The sequence below is a fragment of the Epilithonimonas sp. genome (assembly GCF_032055105.1).
In the GTDB taxonomy this organism is placed as follows: Bacteria; Bacteroidota; Bacteroidia; order Flavobacteriales; family Weeksellaceae; genus Epilithonimonas.
This window is the reverse complement of the sequence record NZ_DAMBRK010000025.1, coordinates 1-26,887: the sequence shown is the minus strand read 5'-3', so window position 1 is coordinate 26,887 and position 26,887 is coordinate 1. Positions and strand designations below refer to the sequence as shown.

Here is a 26,887-nt window from a genome sequence, read left to right as displayed (position 1 = left end):
TAGCGCCGATGGTACTGCGAAAGCGGGAGAGTAGGTCGCCGCCAGTTTTTTTTAACCTCAATCAAATAAATGATTGAGGTTTTTTTTGCGCTAAACTTTATTTTATAAATCTATTTTTTACGTATTTTAGTTATTCATATCAACTCAAATGAAAGATGTAAAAATTGAATTTAGAAAACCTATTTATCCTATTGGAAATTTATTAGAAGAATATCTTGAGAAGAATAATAAAACTACTCAAATTAAAATATTCTATGATGACCTTTTGAGATTCTCAGGTTACACTACTCTTTTTGATAAAGATGAGAAGGATACTTATTGGCTGGATGTTTTCTATCCTGAATTTGAATATTTGGAAATAGAAGCTAGTCTTAATAAAATCTATACACTTCTACATTCGGATGGTGATGAAGAAACTTTACCATTTTTAAAAGTTGACTCTATTCATTTTTGCACGTTTGGAAACTCTAAGCCTTTTAAAATTAGAGTCAGAAATATACTTAATGATAATTATACCAATTTTTATATCAAGAAATCTGATGCTTCCAGAATTTACGGATTAGAGTTTGAAGATATTTTTTCACCGAATAGGATCAATTTTCTTGTTTATAAAGATACTTTGATTGAAGAACACATTCTTGGAATTCCGGGCGATGTTTTTATCGAAAATTATTTATCAGATTGCACCGAACTTGAAAAAGCTCAAATTGCAAAAGAATTTGTAAAATTCAATGAAAGATGTATGATTGGTTTATTGGGAGATATGCGTTCATACAATTATGTTGTGATTCCTATTCACGATTTTGACCAAGTTGTTTACAGAATTAGAGCAATCGATTTTGACCAACAGAGTTATGAAGGGCAACTCAAGATTTACATTCCTCAATATTTTAAAGAGAATATTAAAATGGTTGAACTCGTTAATGAAAAACTCAAACCTAATTCTGTAGAACAATACAGAAAAGAAGTAAGGTCTGCAATTGCTAAAAGAGTTCTGACAAGTAATCAGCGATATAAGGATTTGATAGAAATTATGAAGATGGATAATATTTCTACACCTGATAAAATAGAAGAATTAAGTACTTCTCTTCAAAAGCTGACTTACAATTCTCAATTCAAAAGGTGTAAAAGTATGGGAGAAATATTGGAAACAGGAATTAATTTTATCATTAAAAATTACCAACATTCCCAAATAAAAAAATAGAGAAGCGCTATAAGCCGGATTCTGTTGAAGCTTGTTATTTATCTGCATTTTACATTACTGCAAAACTTTTGCTACCTACCCCTCATCAATGGCCGAGCCGACCTTGACTGATGATATACTTGGTATTGCACCGTATAGAGTTTACCTGGTTTCACTACAGCCGAACTGTACTTGCTTTCTGTTGCACTTGTCCTATTTTCACAAATGACGGATGTTATCCGCTATACTGCCCTATGGTGTCCGGACTTTCCTACCCAAAAATGAATTCGGATCAACAAGCCACGCTTCTCAGTTGGCAAAAATACTTAATTATTAATAATTCTATACTCTATGTATATGAAACTATTCATATTTAGTATTATAAATTCTTATCTTCGTCCTTGGAATGGAGAATAAACAGAAAGAGTTTTCTAAATTAATAAAGGATAATCAGGGACTTATTATCAAAGTCTCACGCCTTTATACCCATTCCGCTGAAGACCAAGAAGACCTTTTTCAGGAGATTGTGTTACAACTTTGGAAATCCTACGACTCATTTCAAGGGAACTCCAAGATTTCCACTTGGATGTACAGAGTAGCACTTAATACTGCAATTACATTATTCAGAAAAAAAACAAGGCAACCTCAGACCGATGAATTGCAGGATTTTCACAGCAAGAATTTTTTAGAAGATTCTGATGAAAAACAACAGCAGATTTCTTTGTTATACAAGGTTATCAAGATGTTGCCAGATGTAGAAAGAGCGATTGTAATGATGTATCTGGATGATGAACCTTATAAAGAGATTGCGGACACATTGGGGATTACAGAAGTTAATGCTCGTGTGAAAATGAATAGATTAAAGAAAACATTAAAAGAATTAATGATAAAGCATGCCTAACTCAGAAGACTTTGATATAGACTCGTTGAAAAAAACGTGGCAAGACCAGACGATTTCTGATGGATATAATCAGGATGAAATTGAAGTGATGCTGAACAGAAAATCCAGAAATTATGTGAAATACATTCTTTGGATTAGTATTGCTGAATTCGTTATTTTCGGAATCATAAATTTTGTAGCATTATTCTCAAGTAGTTTTCATACAGATTTTACTAGTATTTTAAATAGACTTCAGATTAGAAATCAGAACGAAGTTGAGTTTTCATTAGACAAGATTTATACTTTTATGAAGATTGCAAGTCTTTTGATTACAGGAGTATTCGTTGTTATTTTCTATAGAAATTATAAGAAAATTAACATAGAGTCTAATCTCAAAAAATTCATTATTCATATTTTAGATTTCAAAAAAGCGGTTAATTTGTTCATTTTTTGTAACATTATTTTACTTTTTTTGTTCATAGGGAGTTTTATTAGCTTTATTATTTTCACTATTCAAAAACAAAATATCCATATCGATAATCCAACATTTTGGGGGTTAATAACAGGCGTGATTTTCAGTCTTTTAATTTGTATTATTATCATTTTGCTTTACTATAGAATTGCTTATGGTATTATTTTGAAAAGACTGTCTGTGAACCTTAAACAGTTGAAGAAAATAGATTCTGAAAAAGTCCAATAAATATCATAGAAGTTTGTATCTCATAAGATTATGATTTGCAACATTTTCCTTATCTTTGCACCCAATAAAAGATCTTTGAAATGCTGGGAAGAAGACAAATCCGCGAAAAAATTGTAGAATCACTCTATTCTTATTACCAAAACCCGATTAGGTTTGAAGCTGTTGAGAAAAACCTTTTCTCTGAAATCAATAAAATCTATAATTTGTACATCTACACACTCAACTTTATGGTTGGTTTGAAGAGTTTGGCAGAGGATCAGATAGAAATTGGGAAAAGCAAATATATCAAAACTAACGAGGACGAGAACCCCAACCAAAAATTAGTTAGAAACCAAATCTTAATTCAGTTAGAAAATAATGAAGAAAGAAAAAGTTTCTCCAGCAGACATAAAGATCTTATTTGGGATTCCAACGATTCAATTTTAGTTAAAACTTTTCAACGTATCAAGACTGGGAAACGTTATCAGGATTATATGGAGGATGGAGAATTGTCTTTCGAAGATGATCAAAAATTCATTGGTAAACTTTTCCTTAGATATGTTGCAGAAAATAGTGATTTGCATGATAGATTCGAAGAAAAAGAAATGTCTTGGGCAGATGATTTACACATTTCCAACTCTATGATTCAGAAAACCATTGGTTTTATGAAAGAAGATGAACCTTCCCACACACTTATCAAAATGCTCAAAGATGAAGAAGATGAACAGTTTGCAAAAAAACTTCTAAGAGCTGCTCTTAACAATTGGGAAGAATCTGAAAAAAAATTACAAGAACGTCTTGTCAATTGGGAATTGGAAAGGATTTCTCTTATAGACAGAATTGTTTTAATCGCAGCTATTACAGAACTTGACAATTTTCCATTAACGGCTTCCAGAATTATCATTAATGAGTATATTGATATTTCAAAAGTTTACGGAACCGAAAAGTCAAATGTCTTTATCAACGGAATTTTAGATAAATATACCAAAGATTTAAACAGAATATAATTTTAAAATAATTTATATGAAATCGCCTTAAGCGATAACATATGACAATTAAAAAAAATAATATTTACATATGAAATCAATTAAAATATTAGCAATAGCTGCACTTTGCACACTTGCTTTTTCCTGTAACAAAAAAGAAGAAAGTACACTAGATCACGTTCCTGGTGTAGATTCTGCGACTACAGTTGTAGAGGCTATTTCTCAAGAATCTGCTAATCCAGATGATGCGGCTTTGGTAAAAGAAGCTCAAAGCAAACCTCTGACTACAATTGCATTCGGTGAAATTGACCATAACTTTGGCGACATCAAAAAAGGTGAAAAAGTAGAACACGTTTACGAAGTAACTAACACAGGAACTAATCCATTGATTATTTCTAACGTAAAACCAGGCTGTGGATGTACAGTTCCTGATTATACAAAAGAACCAATCTTGCCAGGGCAAAAAGGTAAAATCACTTTGCACTTCGATTCTACAAACTTTGACGGAGCAATCTACAAGGCAGCTGATGTTTTCTTGAATGTTGAAAAAGCACCGGTTAAATTAACATTCTCAGGTAACGTTATACCATAATATTATGTTGACAGTATTTTTACAAGCGGCTCCCGCACAGTCTATGACACCAACTTTAATCATGATTGGATTGATGTTCGCAGGATTTTATTTCCTAATGATTCGTCCACAGATGAAAAAGCAGAAGCAGGAAAAATCTTTCCAAGAAGCGCTAAAACCAGGTGCAAAAGTTGTTACAACTTCTGGTATGCACGGAACTATTTTTTCTATTACAGAAGATGGTGTAGTTTTAGAAACTTTGAGCGGAAAACTTAAGTTTGAGAAAGCGGCTATCTCTAGAGATTTCACAATCGCAAGATTTCCGGAAACTTTTGGAGTAGAGAAAAAGAAATAATTTAAAATTATTCTTAAACATAAAAATCCCTGAATCAATTAATTCAGGGATTTTCTTTTATCTTCGAATGAAAGATTCATCACTTCGTCACATTATCAATAAATTCCAAAACCGAATCCTTGCTCCAATCCATTGAGCTATCTTCTTTCTTAAGGATTCTTCCATCTTTTCCAATCAGATACGTTGTAGGAAAAGCAACCGGCAAAACTTTTGGGTCAAGCGGACTTTCTGCAATATAAACCGGAGCGGTATAATTATTTTCTTTCAAGAATTTTTTCACATCTTCCTCTTGGTCTTGCATTGCAATCAGTGCAAATTCCATTTTATCTTTTTTCAATTGATAAAGTTTTTCAATTGTTGGCCATTCCGTTCTGCAAGGCGGACACCAAGTTCCCCAAAAATTCAGGAAAAGAACTTTTCCTCGTAGGTTTTTTAGGTTTGTACTACTTGTGTTAATTCCTTTCAAATCGATGTTCAAAACTTCGTCAGAAAGTGTTGTTTCATCATTGATTTTAGCAACAGTCGGACTCATTGCAATCTGCTCCGAAATAAAATCACGAAGCGGTTTTATCAAAGCAAAAGCTGAAACAATTACAATGATAAGAATGTATATTATGTTTTTTTTAATGAAGTTCATTTAGTTATAAATTTATTGGATGCCTTTGTATTCGAAATAGTTACCTTTCTTTTGATAAACTAATCTTTTCGTAGAAACTTCTCCTTTATCATTCACAAGAGGAATAAAAATCGAATTGGTCTTTTCGTCAAATGTAATTAATTCCAAAGGTCTTTCTGGTCTGTCAACAACACTGAAAAAATCAAACTGAGATTCGATTCTGTTCAAAGTTTGTTTCTTGGTTTTGAATATTTTATCAGAATCAATCAATTTTCCATTATCAATTCTATATGCTTGAATGGCCTGCGAAGCATCTTTTGTAGAAAAAATTCCATTCGAAATAACCAAATAATACTTTTTATTATTAAGATTAACATCAAATATTTTCGAAACAAAATAAGCATCGCTCTCAGAACTATTCGAAATGGTATTAATTTTTCCGTTGGATTTAAACTGAATAATCTCTGCAAAATTCTTCATCGTTCCACCCATTTCCGTATCCCAAGTATAGAATCTTAAATTGCCGTCTTTGGAAGTTACGACGTTCATTCCAACGTCTTTCTTTATCTTTTCGAAATTGTAAGTGAAACTTTTGTCATTTTTTGATAAGAAATTTTTAAAAGTCTCAAAAAAATCAAGCGATAAATTAGCCTTTGAATCAAAATCATCTTCGCTTGTCATCTTATTATATTTTTCAATAAAATAACTTTCTGTTTTTTCCAGATTTCCAACTTGAGCAAGAAGAAAATTAGAAAAACAAAATAGAATAAGGAAAGATAATTTTAATGGTTTCATCGGAATTAAGATTTAAAGTAATTCTAAAAGTTCCTCAATCGTATCAAAACCTCTGTTTTTTGCATAATAAGTCTGCAATTCTACATAAAATTTTTCTTTAGGAAATTCTTCAGGATTGGCTTTATGTTTATTAAGAAGTTCAGTTCCGTGTTTTGGTCTTGGTCCCCAATGCGCAATTTCATTAAATTCTTCATCCAGAAAAATAACAATCGGAATAGATTTTCCACCATTGGTTAAATAGCTTTCAATCAAGCTTGGTTCTTGGTCACGATAAGAAATTTTAACTTCAAATTGTTCAAAAAATTTCACAACAACAGGAATCACCTGACTTGCATCACCACACCAAGATTCAGAAATAATCAATATTTTTCCATTGAATTTTTTCTTAGCTAAAGTTTCAACTTGTTCAGAATTCGGAAGATATTTTTCCGTCATTCTGTTCATTCTTTGAATTCCTAATCGATAATATTCTGCATAATCAGCTTCTTGAGTATCTTTTGGATTTCCTAATCTTTCTCCGGCATCACGAAGATATTCGGTATAAGAAACTGCGTTTTCCCAATATTGTTTGATGTCCATTATATTTTTCTGGTTTTATTAATTAAAAACATATCTGCCAAAACAAAAGCGGCAAGACTTTCCACGATAGGAACAGCTCGAGGAACTACGCAAGGATCGTGTCTTCCTTTACCTTCAACAGTAACAGATTCACCATCTTTATTGATACTTTCCTGTGGACGAAGAATAGTAGCAACAGGTTTGAAAGCTACTCGGAAATAGATATCCATTCCGTTGGAGATTCCACCTTGAATTCCACCGGAAAGATTGGATTGTGTCGTCCCATCTTGATTGAAAAGGTCGTTGTGTTCCTTCCCTGTCATTTTTGCGCCACAGAAACCACTTCCATATTCAAAACCTTTGCAGGCATTGATATTCAACATTGCTTTTCCTAATTCTGCGTGGAGTTTATTGAAAATTGGTTCACCTAATCCAGTCGGAACATTTTTGATAACACAAGTTACAGTTCCACCAATGGTGTTGCCTTCTTTTTTGATTTCCTTGATTCTTTCAATCATCTTTTCTGCAGTTTCCTCATCCGGACAACGAACGATATTGCTTTCGGTTTTAGAAAAATCCAAATCCTGATAAGGTTTCTCACAGAAGATTTCTCCAACCGAAGAAACATAAGCATTGATTTCAATCTCAGGTAAAAATTGTTTTGCTAAAGCTCCTGCAACAACCCAATTCAGAGTTTCACGAGCAGACGATTTCCCTCCACCACGATAATCTCGGATTCCAAATTTTTGGTCGTAAGTATAATCGGCGTGACTTGGACGATAAGCCTGAGCGATATGGTCGTAATCTTTGGAACGCTGGTTTTCATTTTCTACAATGAAGCCAATTGGAGTTCCTGTCGATTTTCCATCAAAGATTCCGGATAAAAATCGAACTGTGTCACTTTCTTTTCGTTGAGTAACGATTGCCGATTGTCCCGGTTTTCTACGGTCAAGCTCAAGTTGAACTTTCTCTAAATCGATTTCCAGACCAGCCGGAAAATTGGTAATAATTCCGCCATAAGCTTCTCCGTGACTTTCGCCAAACGAAGAAAGCGTTAAAAAGTTTCCTAAAACATTATACATAAATGAGAAATTAGATAATAGACGGATAGATGATAGATTTTAATCCGATACTATTGTTACAAATTTACTGATTAAAAACTTATTTTTTGAATAATTTCCCAGTCTATTCTCTATCAGTCTATAATCTGAAAGTCTATCTTTACAAAATGAATACTCATAAAACTGTTCTGATTCTCGGTGCCAATTCGGATGTTGCAAAACAAGCGGCCAAACTTTACATTGATAAAGGCTATTTCGTGATTCTCGCTTCCAGAAATCTAAATTCTCTGCAGAATTTTGCTGATGAAAATCATCTTAATCAATCAAAATTTGAGATTAAATATTTTGATTCTACTGACTTTTCTTCTCATCAATATTTCTATGATGAATTGCCCGTAAAACCGAATATTGTAGTTTACTCTGCAGGATTTTTGGTTGAAAATCAGGAAGCATTAAGAAATTTCGAAGGAACATTTGAAATGATGAAAACGAATTACATCGGTGCTGTTTCCATTCTTAATATTATTGCGACAGACCAATCAAATCAAAATTTAGAAAGAATTATTGGATTATCATCGTTATCAGGTGTTCGCGGTCGTAAAAGTAATTTTGTTTATGGCAGTACAAAATCTGCTTTCACACAGTATTTGGCTGGACTTCGACAAGAATTAACCTCAAGAAAAATTGTAGTCAATGTTTTGGTTATCGGTTATATTAATACAAAAATCAACGCTGGATTAGAACTTAATAAAAATCTGATTATGGAACCGGATTATGTTGCTAAGTTTATCACTGAAGCTGGAAACTCATTCGAGATTGTTCCTAACTGGAAATGGAAAATCATCTATTGGATTCTGAAATTATCACCAGAATTTTTGGTTTCTAAATTGCCTTAATACGAAAATTTTAATTCATATTATTTTAGTATGAATTGAATTATTTTAATAGATTTGTTCTTTTAAAATCATTTTTAATGGAACTGAAATCATTAGATAAAGTCAATAATCTTACTTCGGACCAATTTGTTTCTCAATATATGAAACGGAATATTCCGGTTATTTTAGAAGATTTTGTTGATTCTAAGAGTGATGCATTTCAAAAGTGGAATTATGACTATTTCAAAGAAATTGCAGGAGAGAAAGAAGTGGATGTTTATGGCGGAGAAATCCATTCTCTCAACAGAGCTGCCAGCAAACCAATTGCCAAAATGACTTTTGCAGAATATCTTGACCTCATTTCCAACAAGGCAACAGAATATCGTTTGTTTCTTTTTAATCTGCTCACCATAAAACCGGAACTCAAAAAAGATATTTTGTACAGAGATATTACAAAGGGGAAAGTTCTGCATTGGTTGCCATTTATGTTTTTCGGAGGAGAAGGTTCCAATACACGAAATCACGTTGATATCGATATGTCACACGTTTTTTTGACACAATATCAAGGAATTAAAAGAGTTTGGCTGTTTCCGCTTAATCAATCTGATTTACTTTACAAATTACCTTACAATTTTCATAGTATTGCCAATCTTAAAACTTCCACTCCGGAACAATTCCCGGGATTGAAATATCTCAAAGGTTACGAAGCTGTTCTGAAACCTGGCGAAACACTTTATATGCCTTCTGGCTGGTGGCATTTTATCCAATATGAAACTGAAGGATTTTCTATTTCGGTAAGAGCGTTACCATCGAAATTGATTGAAAAATGGCGAGGATTTAGAAATCTTGTATTTACAAGGCATTTTGATAACTTGATGAGAAGACTTTTCAAAGAAAAATGGTTCGATTATAAAGTTTCAGTGGCGAAAAAAAGAGCGCAAAACGCCATTGACAAAATCGAAGGAAGACATATTCTGGATGATATTCCTGATATTCCGATACATTTTTGAGTTATTTAAGCGATTTGTATTGTAAAACCTTATCTAAATAATAACCATAATTAAATGAAACAACATCATAATGTTTTTGTTTTAATAGTTTATTATCATTCAGATATTTTTGCCACTCCCAAGCTCTATCAGTTGGCGGACAAATATATATTCCTGCAGAATTGCAAAGCTTGTCAGGGTATCCTAATGTCGTTTTCTGGTTCAATTCTAAAATTTTAATTATTGCTCCAACTTCATTTTCTTTGATGTTACTCCCTGTATAAGGATTTACAATATTAAATTTTAGAATTTCATAGATTTTATCATAATTAAGGCTTCTGTCCTTATTTTTATAATCTATGCCGTATTTGTCCAAATAATATTGATAAACCTGAGTTTCTGTATGAGAATTATAAACAGAGAGAAAATCTTTTCTAACTTCTTCTGAACTCCAATTATCAATGCCGATAAACCCAAAATCTCTTTCCAAAAAAGAATATTTGTCTCTGAAACTTCCATTTTTAAATTTGATTTTATCTGTAACTTTAATCGCTTCGGGGATTTGAGAATAACCAATTTTTGAGAATAAATTCAAAATATTATATTCAAAATCATCTTCATCTTTTGAGGTAATTCTTATTTTATCGACTTCCTCTTGTATGTTTAATTTTTGACTGTTAAAATTGGCGTTGGTTATTTTTTTATCATCAATTGGATAATCAAATTTTTGTAAGCAAAGTTTTTTTGCACGATTGATTTGAAACTCTGAATTTTTGTCATCAGTTTTTATATTATTTAAAATTTCAACTGTTTCTGGACCATTATCAATGAATTTATAAATATAATAATTAAGGTTTCCATTGATGCCGATTCTGCCGAAGAGCAAAGATTTTTTTAAATATAAACTTAATTGCAGGTTGTTATTTAAAATATCATTCCAGTTTTTAGAGTAATAAATATCTAAGATTCTAGAAACAGATTCTTGTAGATTTAATTTCTTTTGATAGATGAGAGTCCAATATTCCAAAGGCGTAATGTCTTCAGGCTTTATGCTTTCGACTAATTCGTTTTCAAGTTTTTTCCTTTCGAAAAAAGATAATTTTGAACTTAACTTTTCAAGGGTTTGACTTAATCTTTCGTTTCCAAAAAAATCAATGTTGTTTTGTTTGCAATATTCTGTAAATAGAGAAAGTTGCATTAAGAATCGAAAAGGAAACATTGGAATTGAGTCATTTGTTCTTTCAAGAAAAATTTTATCTTTTTCTTTGGCTAATTCATTGACTCTATCAGGATTATTTTGAGATAATTTTATAAAAGCATTTAAAGCAATTGTATTATTTTCATTGTATAAATCTTCAAATAAATCAGAAATTGAATCAATACTCTCTGATTTCAAAGATTGATTTACAAAGCAATTTTCGGAATTATTCCAAACGAAATTTTTATAATTTTTTGAAAAATAAATTAATAGATTAAGTACAGAATTGTTATCAAAATTATAATCTTTAGTATCCCAAGACAAAGAATTATTCCTGCCAATGGAACCAATATCTTTTCGGGTTAAAATTTTTAATAAATCAAAAAAGTCTTCCTTGTTATTATTGTAAAAATTAAACTTATCCCTTTTTTTGTAAAATTCTTCAGAAATCCTTAGAAGGCTTTCAGAGTTGTTTTGCTTAATTAGTAAATCAATATTTTTATTTTTAACCCAATCTTGCTTTAGTATTTCAGATTTTCTATTAATTAATTTTTCAATCTTTGCTTTTGGAAGTTCTCTAAACCCTACAGACTCTTTTCTTTGGTCAATAGGCGTAATATAAAAAGTTTCAATTTCTGTAGAATATTTTATTTTACGATTATTCTTCTTTAAAAAATCTAAGAATTGTTTTGAATTAATACTATCAATTATAATTTCTTGAGGAAGAAAAATTGAATTTTCAATAATAGCTCGTTTCGCTAAAATACGTTCTTCTGTTTCTAAATAATGATAACCTAAAAATTCTGCAAGTTTTTTATGACTGTCAAGAAAAGGAGCTAATTCATAAAACGCATTTTTTTGACCTGTTTCAAGATTTTTTTTTAACTTAAAAATTTTACTTTGTGAATATTGCTCTAAAAATTGACAATTATAAAAATTGACAATCAATAAGAGTAAAAATGGAATCAGTTTTTTCATAAAAAAAGCGAGAAATAATTCTCGCTTCTAATTTATGATTTTAAATCTAATTTCAATTCCAGTTCTGTAAGTTGTTCCTGATGAATCGGTGCAGGTGCATCAATCATCACATCTCTTCCTGAATTATTTTTCGGGAATGCGATGTAATCTCTAATCACTTCGTTTCCGTCCAAGATTGCAACTAATCTATCGAATCCGAAAGCTAATCCGCCATGCGGAGGAGCTCCATATTTGAAAGCGTTCATCAAGAATCCGAATTGCGCTTCTGCTTCTTCTTTTGAGAATCCTAACAAGTCAAACATTTTGGATTGTAAATCTTTATCAAAAATTCTGATAGAACCACCACCGATTTCGTTTCCGTTAAGAACTAAATCGTAAGCGTTGGCTCTTACTTTTCCTGGGTCAGATTCTAATAGATGGAAATCTTCGGTTTTCGGAGAAGTGAATGGATGGTGCATTGCGTGGTATCTTCCAGATTCTTCATCAAATTCCAATAATGGGAAATCTACAACCCAAAGTGGAGCAAATTCATTTCCTTTTCTTAAACCAAGACGATTTCCTAATTCCATTCTCAAAGCTGAAAGCTGAGTTCTCACTTTATCCGCATTTCCGCTCATTAAGAACATCAAATCTCCAGCTTTTGCACCAAATTTCTCAGCGATTTTCTTCAAATCTTCTTCAGAATAGAATTTGTTAACCGATGAAGTTACAACACCGTCGTTCTGGAATTTAATCCAAACCATTCCTGTTGCTCCAATTTGCGGACGTTTTACCCAATCAATTAATTCATCGATTTGTTTTCTTGTATAATCTGCGATTCCTTCAACGTTAATCCCAACAACCAATTCTGAATCATCAAATATTTTGAAATCTTTTCCTTTAACCAATTCATTCAGTTCCACGAATTCCATTCCGAAACGGATGTCCGGTTTGTCGTTCCCATATTTCTGCATTGCATCAGCAAAAGTCATTCTTGGGAAAGTTTCGAAATCATTTCCGGTAATATCTTTCAATAAAGTTTTCGTCATTCCTTCGAAAACATTCATAATGTCTTCTTGTTCTACGAAGGCCATTTCGCAATCGATTTGGGTGAATTCCGGTTGTCTGTCAGCACGCAAATCCTCATCACGGAAACACTTCACAATTTGGAAATATCTGTCCATTCCACCAACCATCAACAATTGTTTGAAAGTCTGTGGCGATTGTGGCAAAGCGTAAAATTGCCCTGGATTCATTCTGCTTGGAACAACGAAATCTCTCGCGCCTTCCGGAGTTGATTTAATCAAAACTGGCGTTTCAACTTCGATGAAGCCATTGTCAGAAAGATAATTTCTCACTTTCTGCGCCATTTTGTGACGGAAAATTAGTTTGTCTTTTACAGGATTTCTTCTGATATCCAGATATCTGTATTTCATTCTCAACTCTTCTCCACCGTCGGTTTCGTCTTCGATAGTGAAAGGAGGAAGTTCAGAAGCATTTAATATTTTTAAATCAGAAACCAAAATTTCGATGTCACCGGTTGGGATTTTTGGGTTTTTGGAAGCACGCTCGATAACGGTTCCTTCTACCTGAATCACAAATTCGCGACCTAATTTTTTAGCTGATTCCAACAATTCTTTTGAACTTCTTTCCTCGTCCAAAACCAATTGCGTAATTCCGTAACGATCTCGCAAATCGACCCAAATCATAAAACCTTTGTCACGGATGGTTTGAACCCAACCGGAAAGTGTTACTTTTTCATTCAGATTTGCCAGCGTCAATTCGCCGTTTGTGTGTGTACGGAACATTTTTTTAGATGTTAGATGTTAGACTTTAGATATTAGACATTTAGTAGCCTAATTTCAGAGTGCAAAGATAGAGATTACCTAAAAACTTCTATATATTTATATAAATCTTTTTATATAAATGTAAAATTTCTTGATGTCAAAGGTTGAATCTTGGCGCAGCGCGTGAGTGATAGTAGTGGATATCCTTTTTCTGTTCCTAAGAACAGGAAAAGATAGGAACGGATAGCCCGACCCGAGTTGAGGGATAAGCGTAGGAGAGGGATACGCCCAAAGTATTGGCTAATTAAAAATTAATTCATAAATTCGTAATAATCAAATACTTAATTATTATGGGGAAAGGTGACCAAAAATCTACCAGAGGAAAAAGAGTACGTGGAAGCTACGGCAAAACAAGACCGAGAAAAGCTTCGAAATCTGTAGTAGTTGTAGAAAAATCTGTAAAGGCGAAAGCAGAACCAAAGCCAAAACCAGCGAAACCAAAAGCTGAAAAAGCGAAAAAATCTGCTGAAGAATAAAAAAAGCCGTCTCGTTAAAAATGAGACGACTTTCATATTTTTATTAGGAATTTATTTTCCAAAAATGCTTCCCAGCAATCCACCAAGTCCACCTTGTTGAGATTGTTGTTGCTGATTTCCTCCACCAAGAACACTTCCTAAAATATCACCCAAACCTCCGCCAGAAGATTGAGTTGCTCCACCTATAACACTTCCTAAAATATCGCTTAATGGATTATTAGAAGCCTGAGCTTCTTGTGCAGAACTTCCAAGAATTCCACCTAACAAATCTCCAAGTCCACCGCCAGAAGTTACATTGCTCGCTTGCTTCTGCTGACCAATATAACCCATAATTACAGGAGCCAAAGTCGCCAAAACCGGACCGATTTTGTCCATAGAAATTCCTGTGTTTGCAGATAATTGATTTTCTACATTCGCTTTGTTTCCTCCAAAAATATGGTCAAGGATCGAGTTTCCTTCTTGTTCTCTGTCAAGAGCTTGAGCGGGGTTGTTCAAGATGCTTCCGTCGTGATGTTTGTCGAGCGTTGCATTCAGTTTGTCTGCTTCGTCAGCATTTTCTGATTTCTTTTTCAGATAGCTAATAACCAAAGGTGCAGCTACAACTAATAAAGCAATAATTTGATTTTTGCTGATTCCGAATTTGTTTTCAGCTTGTTCAGCAACTTGATTTCCAGCGCTTCCCGTGATAAGGTCTAATAGACTCATAATTTATGTTTTTAAATGTTTGAATCAAAGATAAAAAATAAGATTACAAGTTTTGGATTTCGGATAAATAATTAATATTTTTTTAGACTTTAGAATATAATCTTATCAGTATTCCGTTTTATCATCCTTTTCTTCCCACTGTTTAAAAGCTTCTAGACCTTCATCTCTTAATAATTGTTTAATTGGAATAGCTCTTTTTTCCATAGGAAGCTGTACTTCATCATAAATAAAAGAATCATCAAAACCGATATCTTTTGCATCAGTTTTAGTATTAGCGTACCAGATTTTGTCCAATCTTGCCCAATAGATAGCGCTAAGACACATAGGGCAAGGTTCGCAAGAAGTATATATCTCGCAACCAGATAAGTTAAAATCATTAAGATAAGTAGCCGCATTCCTAATGGCCATCACCTCAGCATGAGCTGTAGGATCATTATTAATGGTCACTTTGTTGGCGCCTTCCGCAATGATTTTTCCGTCTTTCACAATTACAGCTCCAAAAGGGCCTCCTCCTAATTTTATGTTTTCACAAGAGCACGCAATTGCCCTCCTCATAAATTCTTCTCTGTATAACATAGTTTTCTTTAATTTTTCAACAAAAAAAATCTGCTTCCAAAAAAAGCAGAAAATAAAGGTATAAAAAAACTTTATAAGAGTGTAAACTTAATTCTTAAAAATTGGAACATTACTGCACGCTTCACCAAACATCAGCGATTTCACTAGTGGTTTCAATTGTTCTACCAATTCCACATAAGCATTATTAGGGATAAACTCATCACTGCAACCTTTCACAAGAACACGTTTATCTTTCAATTCAGAAAAATCATAAGTCTGAATCGCATTATGCATCAATAGAACTTCCAAATCTTCTCTATTTCCGAAAACAATTTTCTTCGCAGAGTCAGTAATTTTTGAAGTAATCAGAAAATAAGCCCAAAGCGGAATAATCACATCCTCAGAACAATAGATGTAAACATAAGCGTCTCTATAAATTTCCTCATCAATATTTTTAATTTTCTCACGGAAATCTTTTTCCCTCAGAATCATTCCTTCCCAAAGAAAATCCTTGATATCGATTCCCAAACGTTTCCCTTTCGGAACAAGGTCAGAAATATCAAAATTCACCAATCCGCTGTTTGCAACTTTATTTACTATTTCTTCCATTTTCTAAATTCTAATATTTTTTAGGAGCTATTTCCCGCTATCCGTTGCAATCTTTTGCTTTTTCATATGTGAAAAAAAAGCAAAAGGATTTCCACTACTATCGGGGCTAGGGATTTTGTCTGTAAAATCAAATTTTTCCGACAAGTAGAAATTTCCCAATCCTAATAAACCAAAATGACTTATTTTTGTTCAAAGTTAATTATTTTGAACGGAAAACTTCTTTAGATTTATCTATCGAAAAGACTTTCAAAATCTAAAACCCAGAAACCTTGAAATATTACATCATAGCAGGCGAAGCTTCAGGCGATTTGCACGCTTCCAACTTAATGAAAGCCATCAAACAAAAAGACCAAAACGCAGATTTTCGTTTTTGGGGTGGAGACTTGATGCAGAAACAAGGTGGAACTTTGGTCAAACATTATCGTGATTTGGCTTTTATGGGTTTTTTGGAAGTGGTTCAGAATCTGAAAACCATTCTCAATAATATCAAATTCTGTAAAAAAGATATCTTGGAAAATAAGCCGGATGTTCTGATTTTGGTTGATTATCCCGGATTCAATTTGAGGATTGCGAAGTTTGCGAAAGAATTGGGAATTAGAGTTGTTTATTATATTTCGCCTCAGCTTTGGGCTTGGAAAGAAGGTCGCGTTGAAACGATTAAAAAATACGTCGATGAGATGCTTGTGATTCTTCCATTCGAGAATAATTTTTACAAGAAACATCAGGTCGAAGCTCATTTTGTTGGACATCCGCTTCTTGACGCCATCGAAGGTTTGCCACCAATTGATATTCAGGAATTCAAAAAGGAAAATCATCTTAACGATAAAGAAATCATAGCACTTTTACCGGGTTCCAGAAAACAAGAAGTTTCTAAAATGCTGGAAACAATGTTATCTGTAAGAAATGATTTTCCGGATTATCAATTCGTAATTGCCGGAGCTCCAAGTCTTGATAAAGATTTTTATGAGCAGTTTGTGGATGACGATGTCCATTTCGTTTCTAACAGAACTTATGATTTGCTGAGATGTTCCAAAGCCGCTTTGGTAACGTCGGGAACGGCAACTTTAGAAACGGCTTTGCTCAATATTCCCGAAGTGGTTTGCTACAAAGGAAGCAGAATTTCTTATGAAATCGGAAAACGATTAATAAAGAATATCAAATATATTTCTCTCGTCAATCTGATAATGGACAAAGAAGTTGTAACAGAACTCATCCAAAACGAATTGAATACTAAAAATCTCGTTGAAGAACTTAACAAAATTCTCAACACAAAAAAAAGAGATGAGGTTCTGAATGATTACGAAATTCTAAGAACAAAATTAGGTGGAAGCGGAGCGAGTCAAAATGCGGCTGAACTCATTGTAAATCTGAAATAATGGAATTAGAAAAATTATTACAAACAATAAAATCTCTTTTGCCAAAGATTAATGTAACGAATGAAAATATTTCCAAAGCATCAGTTGGCTGGCATTTGGAACATTCGCTTTTGATTATCAACGGGAGTCTGAAAGGTTTGACCATGACCAATCCTCAAGATTACAAACCGAAATTCAGTATCAAGAAGTTTGTATTTCTTAATTTTGGAATGATTCCGAGAGGGAAAATAAGAGCGCCAAAACAATTCATTCCACAAGAAGCGCCAACCAAAGAAAGTATCGAAAAACTTTTAAAACTTGCTAAAGAAAGATTAGTCAACACGCAAAATTTGCCCGCAAAATCTTTTATTACACATCCTTTTCTTGGAGATTTTGATAAAAAAACTACACTTAGATTTTTAGGTCTTCATACCAATCATCATTTGAAAATTATTGATGATATTTTGAAAAAGTAATACCAGTTAAAAATTATTTATTAACTTTATTCTCAGTATTTTACAATTCAATCTGGTTTTGTTTTATGAAGTGTAATGTTGTTTAGAATTCTAGCCAGAAAACACCTAAATTACAGATGAATAAACAACCTCTACTCATTTTACTTCTTTCTTTTATAGCCGGAATTCTTCTTCAGGAATTTCTTGTTTTGGATAGGTTGTTTGTTTGCCTGATTTTAATTTTTTCTGGGGTTTCATTAATTTCAATCTTTATAAAAACTGTTTTTTTTCAAAAAATCAAATATTATCTTCTATGATTTTTCTTTTTCTCAATCGGACTTTTTGTTCATTTTCAAAATTCTGAACAACCAAAAACTCCGACTTTAAAAGAAAAGGAAACGATTATTTTTCAATTAGATAAAAAACTCAATTCTAATGAAAAGAACAGAAAATATTATGTTGACATTCTACAGATTTCAGACTTAAAACAAAGAGAAAATTTACCCTTTAAAACAGTTATTAGTATTCCAAAAGATGTCGAGGCTTTGGATTTTAAACATTATTATAAAGCCGAAGTTTACATTCATCAACCGGAAGAAATCAAAAACGATTTTCAATTCGATTATAGAAAATATCTCGCAAGACAAGACGTTTATTTCCAAGCTTACCTCCCGAATGATATTCAGAAAATTGAAAAGTCATCCATTACATTTGAAGATAAAATCAAGCAAAAACGATTGGATGTTCTCAATCAAATCAATCATTCTTCATTGTCTCCAAAGATTCAGGAATTTTTGAAAGGAATTATTTTGTCGGATAGAACCGAGATGGATGGAGAAACGGTTAAAGATTTCAATCAAACAGGTTTAACACATCTTTTGGCGATTTCTGGTTCGCATATGGTGATTATTTTCTGGATTACATTGTTTGTTTTTAATCAAATAGTACCATTAAAATTTAAGAAAATTGCAATTGTACTTAGCTTAATATTGATCTGGATTTTTGCCGTTTTTATAGATTACGGAAGTTCTGTGATGCGAAGCTGTTTGATGATTACGTGTTATTATATAATGGTTTTGTTGCAACGGAAATCAGACTTGTTGCACTCTTTGGCGTTGTCGGCTTTTATACTTTTGATTGTCGATAGCAATCAGTTGTTTGATGTCGGCTTTCAGTTGAGTTATGTAGCAGTTTTGGGAATTTGGTGGCTGACGAATCCAATTAAAAATCTTTTCAGGAAGCCGAAATATCAAGTAGAAAAATTCTGCTATGAAATCTCTTCAATGACTTTTGCGGCGCAGATTGCGACTTTGCCATTAGCAATTTATTATTTTCATCAGTTTTCTTTTGTTTCGATTATTGCAAACCTTTTGATTATTCCGTTATCTGAAATTATTATTGTTTCTTCTTTGTTGATTGTAGTTTTGATTGCTTTCGGATTGAGTAATATTTCATTTTTGTATCAGGGTTTTGATGATTTTGTTGAGTATATTTTAAAATTGATTCATTGGTTTTCTGGCTTTGAATCTTTAATGAATAAAAATATTTCGCTAAATATTTTAGAGTTAGGAATTCTCTTATTGGCAATTTATTTTCTAAAGTTTTTAATTAAAGATATTTTAAACCCGAAGAACTTGATGAGGTTTGGATTTTGTCTTCTAGCGTTTTTTGCAGTTAGAACTACAATTAATATTCATCAATATGATAAAGAAGAAATGCTGGTTCACAGTTTTTACAAAGAAAAAATCGTGAGTATAAAAGATAAAAACCAACTTGTTTTTTGGATGAAGAAGAATAAAAATGAAGACAAGATTCGAGATTTTGTCATCAAGCCTTATTTGACTTCGAGACGGATAAAAGATTTTAAAATCAATTATATTCCTGCTGATTCTCAATATTTTGTTTATCAGGGGGATAAATTTGAGTTAAAATAGTCTAATGATGAATTTATTATTTCGGAATCCTCTTATCTGTCGAAATTTCCAAAGCACCAATACTTTGGTGAAAAACAAAAAAAACCTTCCAGAATTTGAAATCCTGAAAGGGTTTTATTGAAAAAATCATATTGTTTTATCTTACGATTGGAGCTACTTTCTCTCCGAACAACTCAATGGATTTCAACATTACATCGTGAGCAGGATCGCCCACATCCATATGTCCGATGAATCTTGTTAAGCCAAATAATTCTTTCATTTCAGCAATTTTGTCTGCCACTTCATTGGTGCTTCCGATGAAGAGTGCACCGTCTTTGCTTCTTCCGCCTTCGTATTGGTCTTTGGTGTAGGGTGCCCAACCTCGGGTTCTGCCGATTCTGTCCATCTGAGATTTATAATTGAAGAAATATTGGTCAATCACATTTTGGTCATCGCTCACAAAAGTATGAGAATGGATGGCGATCTGCATTTTACTTTCGTCGTGTCCGGCTCTCAGATATTCCTGTTTGTAAAACTCGATAAGGTTTTTGAATTGTCTCGGCATTCCACCAATGATGGCTACGATCAATGGTAAACCTAACTTCGCCGCTCTCAAAACAGATTCCGGAGTTCCACCAACAGCAATCCAAATGGGTAAAACACCGTTGTTAAAAGCTCTTGGATAAACTGTTTGATTCTCCATCGGTCTTCTAAGGATTCCGCTCCAGCTTACATTTTCTTCGTTATTGATTTTCAATAATAAGTCCAGTTTTTCTTCAAAAAGTTGATTGTAGTCTGACAAATCGTAACCGTACAAAGGAAAAGATTCGATGAAGCTTCCTCGTCCAACAAAAATCTCTGCACGACCTTTTGAAATCAAATCAATCATCGAAAAATCTTCATAAACTTTCACAGGTTCAGATGAACTTAGAACCGTTACACCACTTGCTAATTTGATATTATTAGTAATACTTGCAGCAGCAGCCAAAAGAATCTCGGGAGACGAAACGGCATAATCTGCGCGGTGATGTTCTCCCATTGCGAAAACATCCAGACCAACTTGATCCATCAATTTTACTTGCTCAAGAATTTCGTTAAGTTTTATGCTGGCGTCTCTGTATTTTCCGGTTTTTGTGTCTAGAGCAACATCTCCAAACATCCCAATTCCTAATTCCATAATAGTCTCAATTTTTTAATGAAACAAATTTACGACTTCATAGTTGGGTTCGCATTGATGTAGGATAATTATGAAATCATTATAAAAATTCGAAATATCATTTAAAATCAAAAAGCCCCAGAATAATCTGAGGCTGAAATTATTTTTTAGAAATTACCTTGGTATAGATATTATGGATTAAACCATCTGCAACAGAGATTTTCGGGACATAGATATGTTTGATTTCTGCCCAGCTCATCACATTATTGAAGATTTGAAGAGCCGGAACCAGAACGTCGGCGCGGTCTTCTCGGATTTGGTAAAGTTGCATTCTTTCTTCAACTGAAAGGTTTTGCATCTCTTTCAAGTATTTTTTGATAGCAGAAACAGGCATTGCTTTGCCGTCTTTGGTTTTGCTGAGAGAGAAGATTTTATTGATGTTTCCGCCGGAACCAATTGCTACAACGGGCTTTTTACTCTTGATTTTATCTTTGATTTCGTATTTCATTTCCTCCCAAACATTTGGGGTTACCAAACCATTAAGCAATCTGATTGTTCCAATGTTGAAGGAATGCTCGTACTTCATCTTGTCATTCTCATAGAAAGTCAATTCAGTAGAACCACCTCCAACATCAACATACAGATAAGCGAAATTTTTATCAAGTCCTTCCGCAACGTGATTTTCGTAAATCAATGTTGCTTCTTCGTCTCCGGTAATGATTTCTATATTGATGTCGGCTTGTTCTTTTACAATCTCGATGATTTCTTGTCCGTTTTTCGCATCACGCATTGCGCTGGTTGCACAAGCTCGGTAATGTTCCACTTTGTACATCGCCATCAATTGACTGAAGATTTTCATTGTATTAATGACCATCTGCTTTCTTTCCGGACCGATTTCACCTTTGCTAAAAACATCAAAACCAAGCCTGAGCGGGATTCTCAGAAGATTCAACTTTGTAAATTCTGTTTTCCCTCGGGTTTCTTTAACTTCATTGATTAGTAATCTTGCGGCATTACTGCCTATGTCTATAGCGGCAATTATCATTTTTCTTGAGACGAATTAAAGGATAAAATTAGTGAATTATTAATATTTCTGATTTTTGAGATATTTATAAGTTTCTATCTGCGACCTGTTTTCTTGTTTTTTATCAGATTCTACATATTCGTTTCGCAGGTTTTTATCTAGGATTCTCGCTTTTACATTATCCTGAAGCTGGAGTTCCAGAAGTTCTTTCAACTCTTTTTTAAGGTTTTTCTGAAGAATTGGAACGGCGGCTTCTATTCTGTAGTCCAAGTTTCTTGTCATCCAATCGGCAGAAGAGATGTACATATTTTCTGCACCTTTGTTATAGAAATACATTACTCTGGCGTGTTCCAGATATTCGTCAACGATACTGATAGCGTGGATTTTCTTCTTGAAGCTTTTTTGATTCACAGCGCAATAGATTCCTCTTACAATCATTTTGGTGTCAACACCTGCATTGGCTGCTTCGTAAAGTTTCAGAATTAATGTCTTATCACTTAAGGAATTGACTTTAATAATCATTTCAGCTTTTCTTCCTGCTTTGGCTTCTTCGATTTCTTTATCGATATGAGCAATGATTCTTTCTCGCATAAACTGAGGACAAACCATCAGACTTTTACATGTTTTCAAAATCGTGGTCGGGTCAGCTTTTGGTTTATTTAGAACATTGAATACTTTATTAATGTCTGCCATTATTGCTCTGTTGGAGGTCATTAATAAATGGTCTCCATAGATTTTGGCCGTTTTTTCATTGAAGTTTCCTGTGCTCACAAAACCGTACTGAATCGTTCTATTATTAACTCTTTTCTTGATGACGCACAATTTGGCGTGTACTTTTTTATTCGGAATTCCGACGAGAACTTTTACGCCTTCCAATTCCAATCTGTCTTTCCAGCCAAGGTTATTTTCTTCATCAAATCTCGCTCGCAATTCTAGCATTACCGTTACTTCTTTTCCGTTTCGAACAGCATTAATCAAAGCATTCACGATTTTGGAACTGGAAGCTAATCTGTAAGCTGTAATTTGGATAGATTTCACATCTGGGTCCATCGCAGACTCTCTCAGCAAATCAATCACCGAATCGTAAGAATGATAAGGGAAAGTCAGCAAAACATCTTTTTTAATGATGACATCTGTGACTCTTTGTTTGTTAGCAAATTCAGGATGAATGAAAGATGTTCTCTCAACAGGCTTTTGATAAGCTTTGAAAACATCAGGAAAATCCATAAAATGTCTGAAGTTATGAATCTTCTGTCCCGGAATAATGCTGTCTTTTTTAGTGAGATTTAGTTTTTTAATCAAGAATTCCAGCAATGCTTTGTCCATTTCTTTATCAAAGACAAAACGTGTTGGTTTTCCTTTTCGTCGGCTTTTGATGCCTTTTTCGATTTTGTCGGCTAAGGTTGTTTTGATATCATTATCGAGATCAAACTCAGCATCTTTTGTCACTTTGAAACAATGCGCTGTAAAATCATCATAACCAAAATACGAGAAAATATGCGGAAGATTATAAATAATGACATCTTCCAAAAGCATCACATCTTTTTGCTCCGGATTTTCTGTCGGTAACAAAACAAATCTTCCGTTTGCGGTTACAGGAACTTCTATAAAAGCATATTGACTTTCGTATTGCCATTCTTTTCTTCGCATTGCAATACCGATGAAAAGACTTTTTTCCCGCAGATAAGGAAGTGGTTTATTGTCGTGGAGCAAAATCGGAATCACGTTGGATTCTACTTCTTCATCAAAATATTTGACAACAAATTGTTTTTGATCCTCGGTAAGATGTTTGTGGTCTTTTATGAAAACCTTTTCTTTCGCCATTTCGCGCTGAACATCTTTCCAAGTTTTGTCAAAATCCTCTTGTTGATTGATGACAAGCTTATTTATTTTCTGTAAAATTTTGGAAGGCGCATCATAAAAAGACTCTGCCAAAACTTTTTGTTTGAAGTCCATTGCACGTTTCAATCCTGCCACTCTAACTCGGAAAAACTCGTCTAGATTATTAGAGAAAATTCCAAGAAATCTGATTCTGAGATGTATAGGGACGCTCTTGTCCATTGCTTCCTGAAGAACTCTAGCGTTGAAGCCTAACCAAGTGATGTCGCGCGGATTAAATTCTTGTGCCATTATAGGGTTTTTGATAATCTCAAAATTAGTAAAATCCATTGGAATAATTTGTGGTGCGCAAACTACAAAGTTCCCAATCTGTCTTATGTTTCTGAATTGTCAACTATTTTTTAATATTTATAAATGACAATTTGTCACTTTTTATGTCGTGGTATAAATATTGAGAATTGCTGAGTGTAAATAATTAATAATAACAAAAAATAACATATAAAAATGAGTAAAATAATCGGAATTGACTTAGGTACAACCAACTCTTGCGTTGCAGTAATGGAAGGTAAAGATGCTGTCGTTATCCCTAATGCAGAAGGTAAAAGAACAACGCCTTCTATTGTAGCGTTTACAGAAGATGGTGAAAGAAAAGTAGGTGATCCTGCAAAAAGACAAGCCGTAACTAATCCAAAGAAAACGGTTTATTCAATCAAAAGATTTATTGGAACTCACTTCAAAGAAGATGCTGAGGAAATTTCTAGAGTACCTTACGAAGTAGTTTCTGGACCAAACGATACTGTAAAAGTAAAAATCGACGACAGAGAATATACACCACAAGAGATTTCTGCAATGACACTTCAGAAAATGAAGAAAACTGCTGAAGATTATCTTGGTCAAGAAGTAACAAGAGCGGTAATCACAGTTCCCGCTTATTTCAACGATGCTCAAAGACAAGCTACAAAAGAAGCTGGAGAAATCGCAGGTCTTAAAGTAGAAAGAATCATCAACGAGCCTACAGCAGCAGCCTTGGCTTATGGAATGGATAAAGCTCACAAAGACCAAAAAATTGCAGTTTACGATTTAGGAGGTGGTACTTTTGATATTTCAATCCTTGATTTAGGAGACGGCGTTTTCGAAGTATTGTCTACAAACGGAGATACTCACTTAGGAGGTGATGATTTTGATGATGTAATCATCAATTGGATGGCAGACGAATTCAAAGCTGAAGAAGGTGTTGACTTGAAGTCTGATGCAATCGCATTACAAAGATTGAAAGAAGCAGCTGAAAAAGCAAAAATAGAGTTGTCTTCTTCTCCTCAAACTGAAATCAACCTTCCTTATATTACAGCTACAGCTTCAGGTCCTAAACACTTAGTGAAGACTTTAACTAAAGCTAAATTTGAGCAATTATCTGCAGATCTAGTAAGACGTTCTATGGAGCCAGTTGCAAAAGCATTGAAAGATGCAGGTTTATCTACTTCTGATATCGACGAGGTAATCTTGGTTGGAGGTTCTACAAGAATCCCAATTATCCAAGAAGAAGTTGAAAAATTCTTTGGTAAAAAACCTTCAAAAGGAGTAAACCCAGACGAAGTAGTAGCAATTGGAGCTGCAATCCAAGGTGGAGTTTTAACAGGTGATGTAAAAGACGTTCTTTTATTAGATGTTACACCACTTTCTTTAGGTATCGAAACAATGGGTTCTGTTTTCACAAAATTAATTGATGCAAACACTACCATTCCAACGAAAAAATCTGAAGTATTCTCTACAGCTTCTGACAACCAACCTGCAGTAAGCATTAGAGTAGGACAAGGTGAAAGACCAATGTTCAACGACAATAAAGAAATAGGTAAATTCGATCTTACAGATATTCCACCAGCGCCAAGAGGAGTTCCTCAAATTGAAGTAACTTTCGATATCGATGCCAACGGTATCTTGAGCGTTTCTGCTAAAGATAAAGGAACTGGTAAAGAGCAATCTATCAAAATCCAAGCATCTTCAGGTCTTTCTGATGAAGAAATTGAAAGAATGAAGCGTGAAGCTGAAGAGAACGCTTCTGCTGATGCTAAGAAAAAAGAAGAAGTTGAAATCTTCAACAAAGCTGACGGATTGATCTTCCAAACTGAAAAGCAATTGAAAGAATTCGGTGATAAATTGTCTGCAGACAAAAAAGCAGCTATCGAAACTGCTCACGCAGAATTGAAAACCGCTTTCGAAGCTAAAAACGGAGATGATGTAAAAGCCAAAACCGAAGCTCTAGACGCAGCTTGGATGGCCGCTTCAGAAGAAATGTATGCAGCTGGACAGCAAGCTCAAGGTGCAGATGCAGGACAGTCTCAAGGTCAAGCAAACGGTGCAGAAGATGTACAAGATGCAGACTTCGAAGAGGTAAAATAAGATTCAGAGAGTCAGGCAATAAATGAATCCTCAAGTGAAAGCTTGGGGATTTTTTTTCATTGGAAAAAAAGTTTAATTTTAACACAATTATAACATTTGTTGTGATAAAATTAAGACCGCGTGGTTTGGTTTTTGCTACCAATTGAAGCGATTCTCATGTTTAATTTGAGTTTTCATGGTTATTAGTTTTTACCCAGCTTCGGCTGGGTTTTTTTATTGAAGATAAATCATTATTAAATACGTTTACACTAAATATATTATTATTGAAGATTTCAAAATTGATTATCGTCATCGCTTTGTTCGCCATGCAATTTGGATTGGCTCAAGAGAAAGCAGATGTCGTTCTAAATAAAGCGCTTACGCAAGCTAAGACAGAAAATAAAAATGTTCTTTTGGTATTTCATGCTTCTTGGTGTGGCTGGTGCAAACTGATGGAAAAGAATATGAATCTCCCCACTACAAAACCTCTTTTCTATAAAAGTTATGTGACAGCTTATGTAGATGTTCAGGAACGTGGAGAAAAGAAAAAGTTGGAAAATCCTGGCGGACAGGAATTGATGAACAAATATAAAGGAGAAACTGCCGGACTGCCATTTTGGTTGATGCTAAGTCCAAAAGGAGAAGTGTTGGCAGATTCTTTTGATGATAAAGGTGAGAATATTGGCTCGCCTGCTTCTAAAGAGGAAGTGGCTTCGTTCCTTGAAAACTTGAGAAAACCTCCCATCTGAATAAAAACGAACTCCAAAATATAGAACAGGTTTTCGTAAAGAAAAATTAAAAGTAATCCCCAAGTGAAAGCTAGACTGCACCCAAAAGTTTAGACAAAATTAAATAATATTTTGATAGGAAAGAG

26 protein-coding genes and 1 other RNA gene are annotated in these 26,887 nt (G+C 33.7%); 14 read left to right on the top strand and 13 right to left on the bottom strand.

Translation table 11 applies throughout. The features are described from left to right. Window positions 1-148: 148 nt before the first annotated feature. Window positions 149-1,204, top strand: a complete 1,056-nt coding sequence (locus RTY06_RS15385) for a hypothetical protein (protein ID WP_312825856.1) — start codon at window positions 149-151, stop codon at window positions 1,202-1,204. Here the strand turns inward: RTY06_RS15385 and rnpB are convergent. Then, window positions 1,199-1,495: RNase P RNA component class A (gene rnpB / locus RTY06_RS15380), an RNA gene on the bottom strand. The two genes, RTY06_RS15385 and rnpB, sit on opposite strands and share 6 nt — an antisense overlap. A gap of 94 nt (window positions 1,496-1,589) precedes the next feature. On the opposite strand from rnpB, the gene RTY06_RS15375 reads away from it, so the two are divergent. The 5 genes from RTY06_RS15375 to yajC all read left to right on the top strand — a co-directional run bounded on the left by RTY06_RS15375 (window position 1,590) and on the right by yajC (window position 4,654). Further along, a complete protein-coding gene (locus RTY06_RS15375) occupies window positions 1,590-2,084 on the top strand; it encodes an RNA polymerase sigma factor (RefSeq protein ID WP_312825855.1) in 495 nt (164 codons plus the stop codon). Next, window positions 2,077-2,763, top strand: coding sequence for a beta-carotene 15,15'-monooxygenase (locus RTY06_RS15370; RefSeq protein WP_312825854.1), 687 nt, complete (start codon window positions 2,077-2,079; stop codon window positions 2,761-2,763). The genes RTY06_RS15375 and RTY06_RS15370 overlap by 8 nt, the downstream gene beginning before the upstream one ends. Window positions 2,764-2,843: 80 nt before the next feature. Continuing rightward, window positions 2,844-3,749, top strand: a complete 906-nt coding sequence (locus RTY06_RS15365) for a transcription antitermination protein NusB (RefSeq protein ID WP_312825853.1) — start codon at window positions 2,844-2,846, stop codon at window positions 3,747-3,749. Between the two features lie 70 nt (window positions 3,750-3,819). Then, a complete protein-coding gene (locus RTY06_RS15360) occupies window positions 3,820-4,320 on the top strand; it encodes a DUF1573 domain-containing protein (RefSeq protein ID WP_312825852.1) in 501 nt (166 codons plus the stop codon). A 4-nt stretch (window positions 4,321-4,324) separates the two neighbouring features. Continuing rightward, window positions 4,325-4,654 carry a preprotein translocase subunit YajC gene (yajC, locus tag RTY06_RS15355; protein WP_312825851.1) on the top strand — a complete coding sequence of 110 codons (330 nt, stop codon included), beginning with the start codon at window positions 4,325-4,327 and terminating at the stop codon, window positions 4,652-4,654. 79 nt (window positions 4,655-4,733) lie between these two features. Here the strand turns inward: yajC and RTY06_RS15350 are convergent, their stop codons facing one another. From RTY06_RS15350 to aroC, 4 genes are read right to left on the bottom strand one after another with little or no spacing between them, the layout of a single operon-like run. Next, on the bottom strand, window positions 4,734-5,291 hold the full coding sequence (locus RTY06_RS15350) for a TlpA disulfide reductase family protein (RefSeq protein ID WP_312825850.1): 558 nt from the start codon (window positions 5,289-5,291) through the stop codon (window positions 4,734-4,736). 12 nt (window positions 5,292-5,303) lie between these two features. Beyond that, window positions 5,304-6,065 (bottom strand): hypothetical protein, encoded by a 762-nt coding sequence (locus RTY06_RS15345; RefSeq protein WP_312825849.1) that lies wholly within the window; start codon window positions 6,063-6,065, stop codon window positions 5,304-5,306. 12 nt (window positions 6,066-6,077) lie between these two features. Beyond that, window positions 6,078-6,644, bottom strand: coding sequence for a thioredoxin family protein (locus RTY06_RS15340; protein WP_312825848.1), 567 nt, complete (start codon window positions 6,642-6,644; stop codon window positions 6,078-6,080). Further along, entirely contained in the window at window positions 6,644-7,705 is a 1,062-nt protein-coding gene (gene aroC / locus RTY06_RS15335) for a chorismate synthase (RefSeq protein ID WP_312825847.1), read from the bottom strand. Before aroC ends, RTY06_RS15340 begins: the two co-directional genes overlap by 1 nt. A 146-nt stretch (window positions 7,706-7,851) precedes the next feature. Here aroC and RTY06_RS15330 point away from each other — a divergent pair, with 146 nt between their 5' ends. Both RTY06_RS15330 and RTY06_RS15325 read left to right on the top strand, forming a co-directional pair. Next, window positions 7,852-8,580: an SDR family NAD(P)-dependent oxidoreductase gene (locus RTY06_RS15330; RefSeq protein WP_312825846.1), complete on the top strand. Its 729-nt coding sequence runs from the start codon at window positions 7,852-7,854 to the stop codon at window positions 8,578-8,580. A gap of 77 nt (window positions 8,581-8,657) precedes the next feature. Continuing rightward, window positions 8,658-9,569 carry a cupin-like domain-containing protein gene (locus RTY06_RS15325; RefSeq protein WP_312825845.1) on the top strand — a complete coding sequence of 304 codons (912 nt, stop codon included), beginning with the start codon at window positions 8,658-8,660 and terminating at the stop codon, window positions 9,567-9,569. A 1-nt stretch (window position 9,570) separates the two neighbouring features. On the opposite strand, the gene RTY06_RS15320 is transcribed toward RTY06_RS15325, so the two are convergent. Both RTY06_RS15320 and aspS read right to left on the bottom strand, forming a co-directional pair. After that, window positions 9,571-11,724 carry a hypothetical protein gene (locus RTY06_RS15320; RefSeq protein ID WP_312825844.1) on the bottom strand — a complete coding sequence of 718 codons (2,154 nt, stop codon included), beginning with the start codon at window positions 11,722-11,724 and terminating at the stop codon, window positions 9,571-9,573. A gap of 32 nt (window positions 11,725-11,756) precedes the next feature. Next, entirely contained in the window at window positions 11,757-13,511 is a 1,755-nt protein-coding gene (aspS, locus tag RTY06_RS15315) for an aspartate--tRNA ligase (protein ID WP_312825843.1), read from the bottom strand. Window positions 13,512-13,840: 329 nt separating this feature from the next. Here aspS and RTY06_RS15310 point away from each other — a divergent pair, with 329 nt between their 5' ends. Further along, window positions 13,841-14,026 carry a 30S ribosomal protein THX gene (locus RTY06_RS15310; RefSeq protein WP_312825842.1) on the top strand — a complete coding sequence of 62 codons (186 nt, stop codon included), beginning with the start codon at window positions 13,841-13,843 and terminating at the stop codon, window positions 14,024-14,026. Window positions 14,027-14,077: 51 nt separating this feature from the next. Here RTY06_RS15310 and RTY06_RS15305 read toward each other — a convergent pair whose 3' ends face one another. From RTY06_RS15305 to RTY06_RS15295, 3 genes are all read right to left on the bottom strand, one after another. Beyond that, window positions 14,078-14,731: a DUF937 domain-containing protein gene (locus RTY06_RS15305; protein ID WP_312825841.1), complete on the bottom strand. Its 654-nt coding sequence runs from the start codon at window positions 14,729-14,731 to the stop codon at window positions 14,078-14,080. Window positions 14,732-14,836: 105 nt separating this feature from the next. Continuing rightward, window positions 14,837-15,307, bottom strand: coding sequence for a nucleoside deaminase (locus tag RTY06_RS15300; protein ID WP_312825840.1), 471 nt, complete (start codon window positions 15,305-15,307; stop codon window positions 14,837-14,839). A gap of 87 nt (window positions 15,308-15,394) precedes the next feature. Further along, a complete protein-coding gene (locus RTY06_RS15295; protein WP_312825839.1) occupies window positions 15,395-15,895 on the bottom strand; it encodes a DUF2480 family protein in 501 nt (166 codons plus the stop codon). A 269-nt stretch (window positions 15,896-16,164) separates the two neighbouring features. Between RTY06_RS15295 and lpxB the strand changes: the two genes are divergently transcribed. The 3 genes from lpxB to RTY06_RS15280 all read left to right on the top strand — a co-directional run bounded on the left by lpxB (window position 16,165) and on the right by RTY06_RS15280 (window position 19,639). Continuing rightward, window positions 16,165-17,271 (top strand): lipid-A-disaccharide synthase, encoded by a 1,107-nt coding sequence (gene lpxB / locus RTY06_RS15290; protein WP_312825838.1) that lies wholly within the window; start codon window positions 16,165-16,167, stop codon window positions 17,269-17,271. Further along, window positions 17,271-17,726 carry a DUF1569 domain-containing protein gene (locus RTY06_RS15285; RefSeq protein WP_312825837.1) on the top strand — a complete coding sequence of 152 codons (456 nt, stop codon included), beginning with the start codon at window positions 17,271-17,273 and terminating at the stop codon, window positions 17,724-17,726. The genes lpxB and RTY06_RS15285 overlap by 1 nt, the downstream gene beginning before the upstream one ends. 311 nt (window positions 17,727-18,037) lie before the next feature. Next, window positions 18,038-19,639, top strand: coding sequence for a ComEC/Rec2 family competence protein (locus tag RTY06_RS15280; RefSeq protein ID WP_312825857.1), 1,602 nt, complete (start codon window positions 18,038-18,040; stop codon window positions 19,637-19,639). A 136-nt stretch (window positions 19,640-19,775) separates the two neighbouring features. Here RTY06_RS15280 and RTY06_RS15275 read toward each other — a convergent pair whose 3' ends face one another. The 3 genes from RTY06_RS15275 to ppk1 form a co-directional block, all read right to left on the bottom strand. Further along, window positions 19,776-20,795, bottom strand: a complete 1,020-nt coding sequence (locus RTY06_RS15275) for an LLM class flavin-dependent oxidoreductase (protein ID WP_312825836.1) — start codon at window positions 20,793-20,795, stop codon at window positions 19,776-19,778. A 139-nt stretch (window positions 20,796-20,934) separates the two neighbouring features. After that, window positions 20,935-21,819 (bottom strand): exopolyphosphatase, encoded by an 885-nt coding sequence (locus tag RTY06_RS15270; protein WP_312825835.1) that lies wholly within the window; start codon window positions 21,817-21,819, stop codon window positions 20,935-20,937. Between the two features lie 39 nt (window positions 21,820-21,858). Further along, complete coding sequence (ppk1, locus tag RTY06_RS15265; protein WP_312825834.1) at window positions 21,859-23,928, bottom strand: polyphosphate kinase 1; 2,070 nt, start codon at window positions 23,926-23,928, stop codon at window positions 21,859-21,861. Window positions 23,929-24,141: 213 nt separating this feature from the next. Here ppk1 and dnaK point away from each other — a divergent pair, with 213 nt between their 5' ends. Both dnaK and RTY06_RS15255 read left to right on the top strand, forming a co-directional pair. Continuing rightward, the gene (gene dnaK / locus RTY06_RS15260) at window positions 24,142-26,034 is read left to right on the top strand and encodes a molecular chaperone DnaK (RefSeq protein ID WP_312825833.1); all 1,893 of its coding nucleotides are present in this window, start codon (window positions 24,142-24,144) and stop codon (window positions 26,032-26,034) included. 263 nt (window positions 26,035-26,297) lie between these two features. Further along, the gene (locus RTY06_RS15255; RefSeq protein ID WP_312825832.1) at window positions 26,298-26,762 is read left to right on the top strand and encodes a thioredoxin family protein; all 465 of its coding nucleotides are present in this window, start codon (window positions 26,298-26,300) and stop codon (window positions 26,760-26,762) included. Window positions 26,763-26,887 lie beyond the last annotated feature (125 nt).

Excerpts from the sequence above, each read along its gene's own strand:
- RTY06_RS15385 (WP_312825856.1), top strand. The coding sequence starts at position 149 with ATGAAAGATGTAAAAATTGAATTTAGAAAACCTATTTATCCTATTGGA.
- RTY06_RS15375 (WP_312825855.1), top strand. The coding sequence starts at position 1,590 with ATGGAGAATAAACAGAAAGAGTTTTCTAAATTAATAAAGGATAATCAG.
- RTY06_RS15370 (WP_312825854.1), top strand. The coding sequence starts at position 2,077 with ATGCCTAACTCAGAAGACTTTGATATAGACTCGTTGAAAAAAACGTGG.
- RTY06_RS15365 (WP_312825853.1), top strand. The coding sequence starts at position 2,844 with ATGCTGGGAAGAAGACAAATCCGCGAAAAAATTGTAGAATCACTCTAT.
- RTY06_RS15360 (WP_312825852.1), top strand. The coding sequence starts at position 3,820 with ATGAAATCAATTAAAATATTAGCAATAGCTGCACTTTGCACACTTGCT.
- yajC (WP_312825851.1), top strand. The coding sequence starts at position 4,325 with ATGTTGACAGTATTTTTACAAGCGGCTCCCGCACAGTCTATGACACCA.
- RTY06_RS15350 (WP_312825850.1), bottom strand. The coding sequence starts at position 5,291 with ATGAACTTCATTAAAAAAAACATAATATACATTCTTATCATTGTAATT.
- RTY06_RS15345 (WP_312825849.1), bottom strand. The coding sequence starts at position 6,065 with ATGAAACCATTAAAATTATCTTTCCTTATTCTATTTTGTTTTTCTAAT.
- RTY06_RS15340 (WP_312825848.1), bottom strand. The coding sequence starts at position 6,644 with ATGGACATCAAACAATATTGGGAAAACGCAGTTTCTTATACCGAATAT.
- aroC (WP_312825847.1), bottom strand. The coding sequence starts at position 7,705 with ATGTATAATGTTTTAGGAAACTTTTTAACGCTTTCTTCGTTTGGCGAA.
- RTY06_RS15330 (WP_312825846.1), top strand. The coding sequence starts at position 7,852 with ATGAATACTCATAAAACTGTTCTGATTCTCGGTGCCAATTCGGATGTT.
- RTY06_RS15325 (WP_312825845.1), top strand. The coding sequence starts at position 8,658 with ATGGAACTGAAATCATTAGATAAAGTCAATAATCTTACTTCGGACCAA.
- RTY06_RS15320 (WP_312825844.1), bottom strand. The coding sequence starts at position 11,724 with ATGAAAAAACTGATTCCATTTTTACTCTTATTGATTGTCAATTTTTAT.
- aspS (WP_312825843.1), bottom strand. The coding sequence starts at position 13,511 with ATGTTCCGTACACACACAAACGGCGAATTGACGCTGGCAAATCTGAAT.
- RTY06_RS15310 (WP_312825842.1), top strand. The coding sequence starts at position 13,841 with ATGGGGAAAGGTGACCAAAAATCTACCAGAGGAAAAAGAGTACGTGGA.
- RTY06_RS15305 (WP_312825841.1), bottom strand. The coding sequence starts at position 14,731 with ATGAGTCTATTAGACCTTATCACGGGAAGCGCTGGAAATCAAGTTGCT.
- RTY06_RS15300 (WP_312825840.1), bottom strand. The coding sequence starts at position 15,307 with ATGTTATACAGAGAAGAATTTATGAGGAGGGCAATTGCGTGCTCTTGT.
- RTY06_RS15295 (WP_312825839.1), bottom strand. The coding sequence starts at position 15,895 with ATGGAAGAAATAGTAAATAAAGTTGCAAACAGCGGATTGGTGAATTTT.
- RTY06_RS15285 (WP_312825837.1), top strand. The coding sequence starts at position 17,271 with ATGGAATTAGAAAAATTATTACAAACAATAAAATCTCTTTTGCCAAAG.
- RTY06_RS15275 (WP_312825836.1), bottom strand. The coding sequence starts at position 20,795 with ATGGAATTAGGAATTGGGATGTTTGGAGATGTTGCTCTAGACACAAAA.
- RTY06_RS15270 (WP_312825835.1), bottom strand. The coding sequence starts at position 21,819 with ATGATAATTGCCGCTATAGACATAGGCAGTAATGCCGCAAGATTACTA.
- ppk1 (WP_312825834.1), bottom strand. The coding sequence starts at position 23,928 with ATGGCACAAGAATTTAATCCGCGCGACATCACTTGGTTAGGCTTCAAC.
- dnaK (WP_312825833.1), top strand. The coding sequence starts at position 24,142 with ATGAGTAAAATAATCGGAATTGACTTAGGTACAACCAACTCTTGCGTT.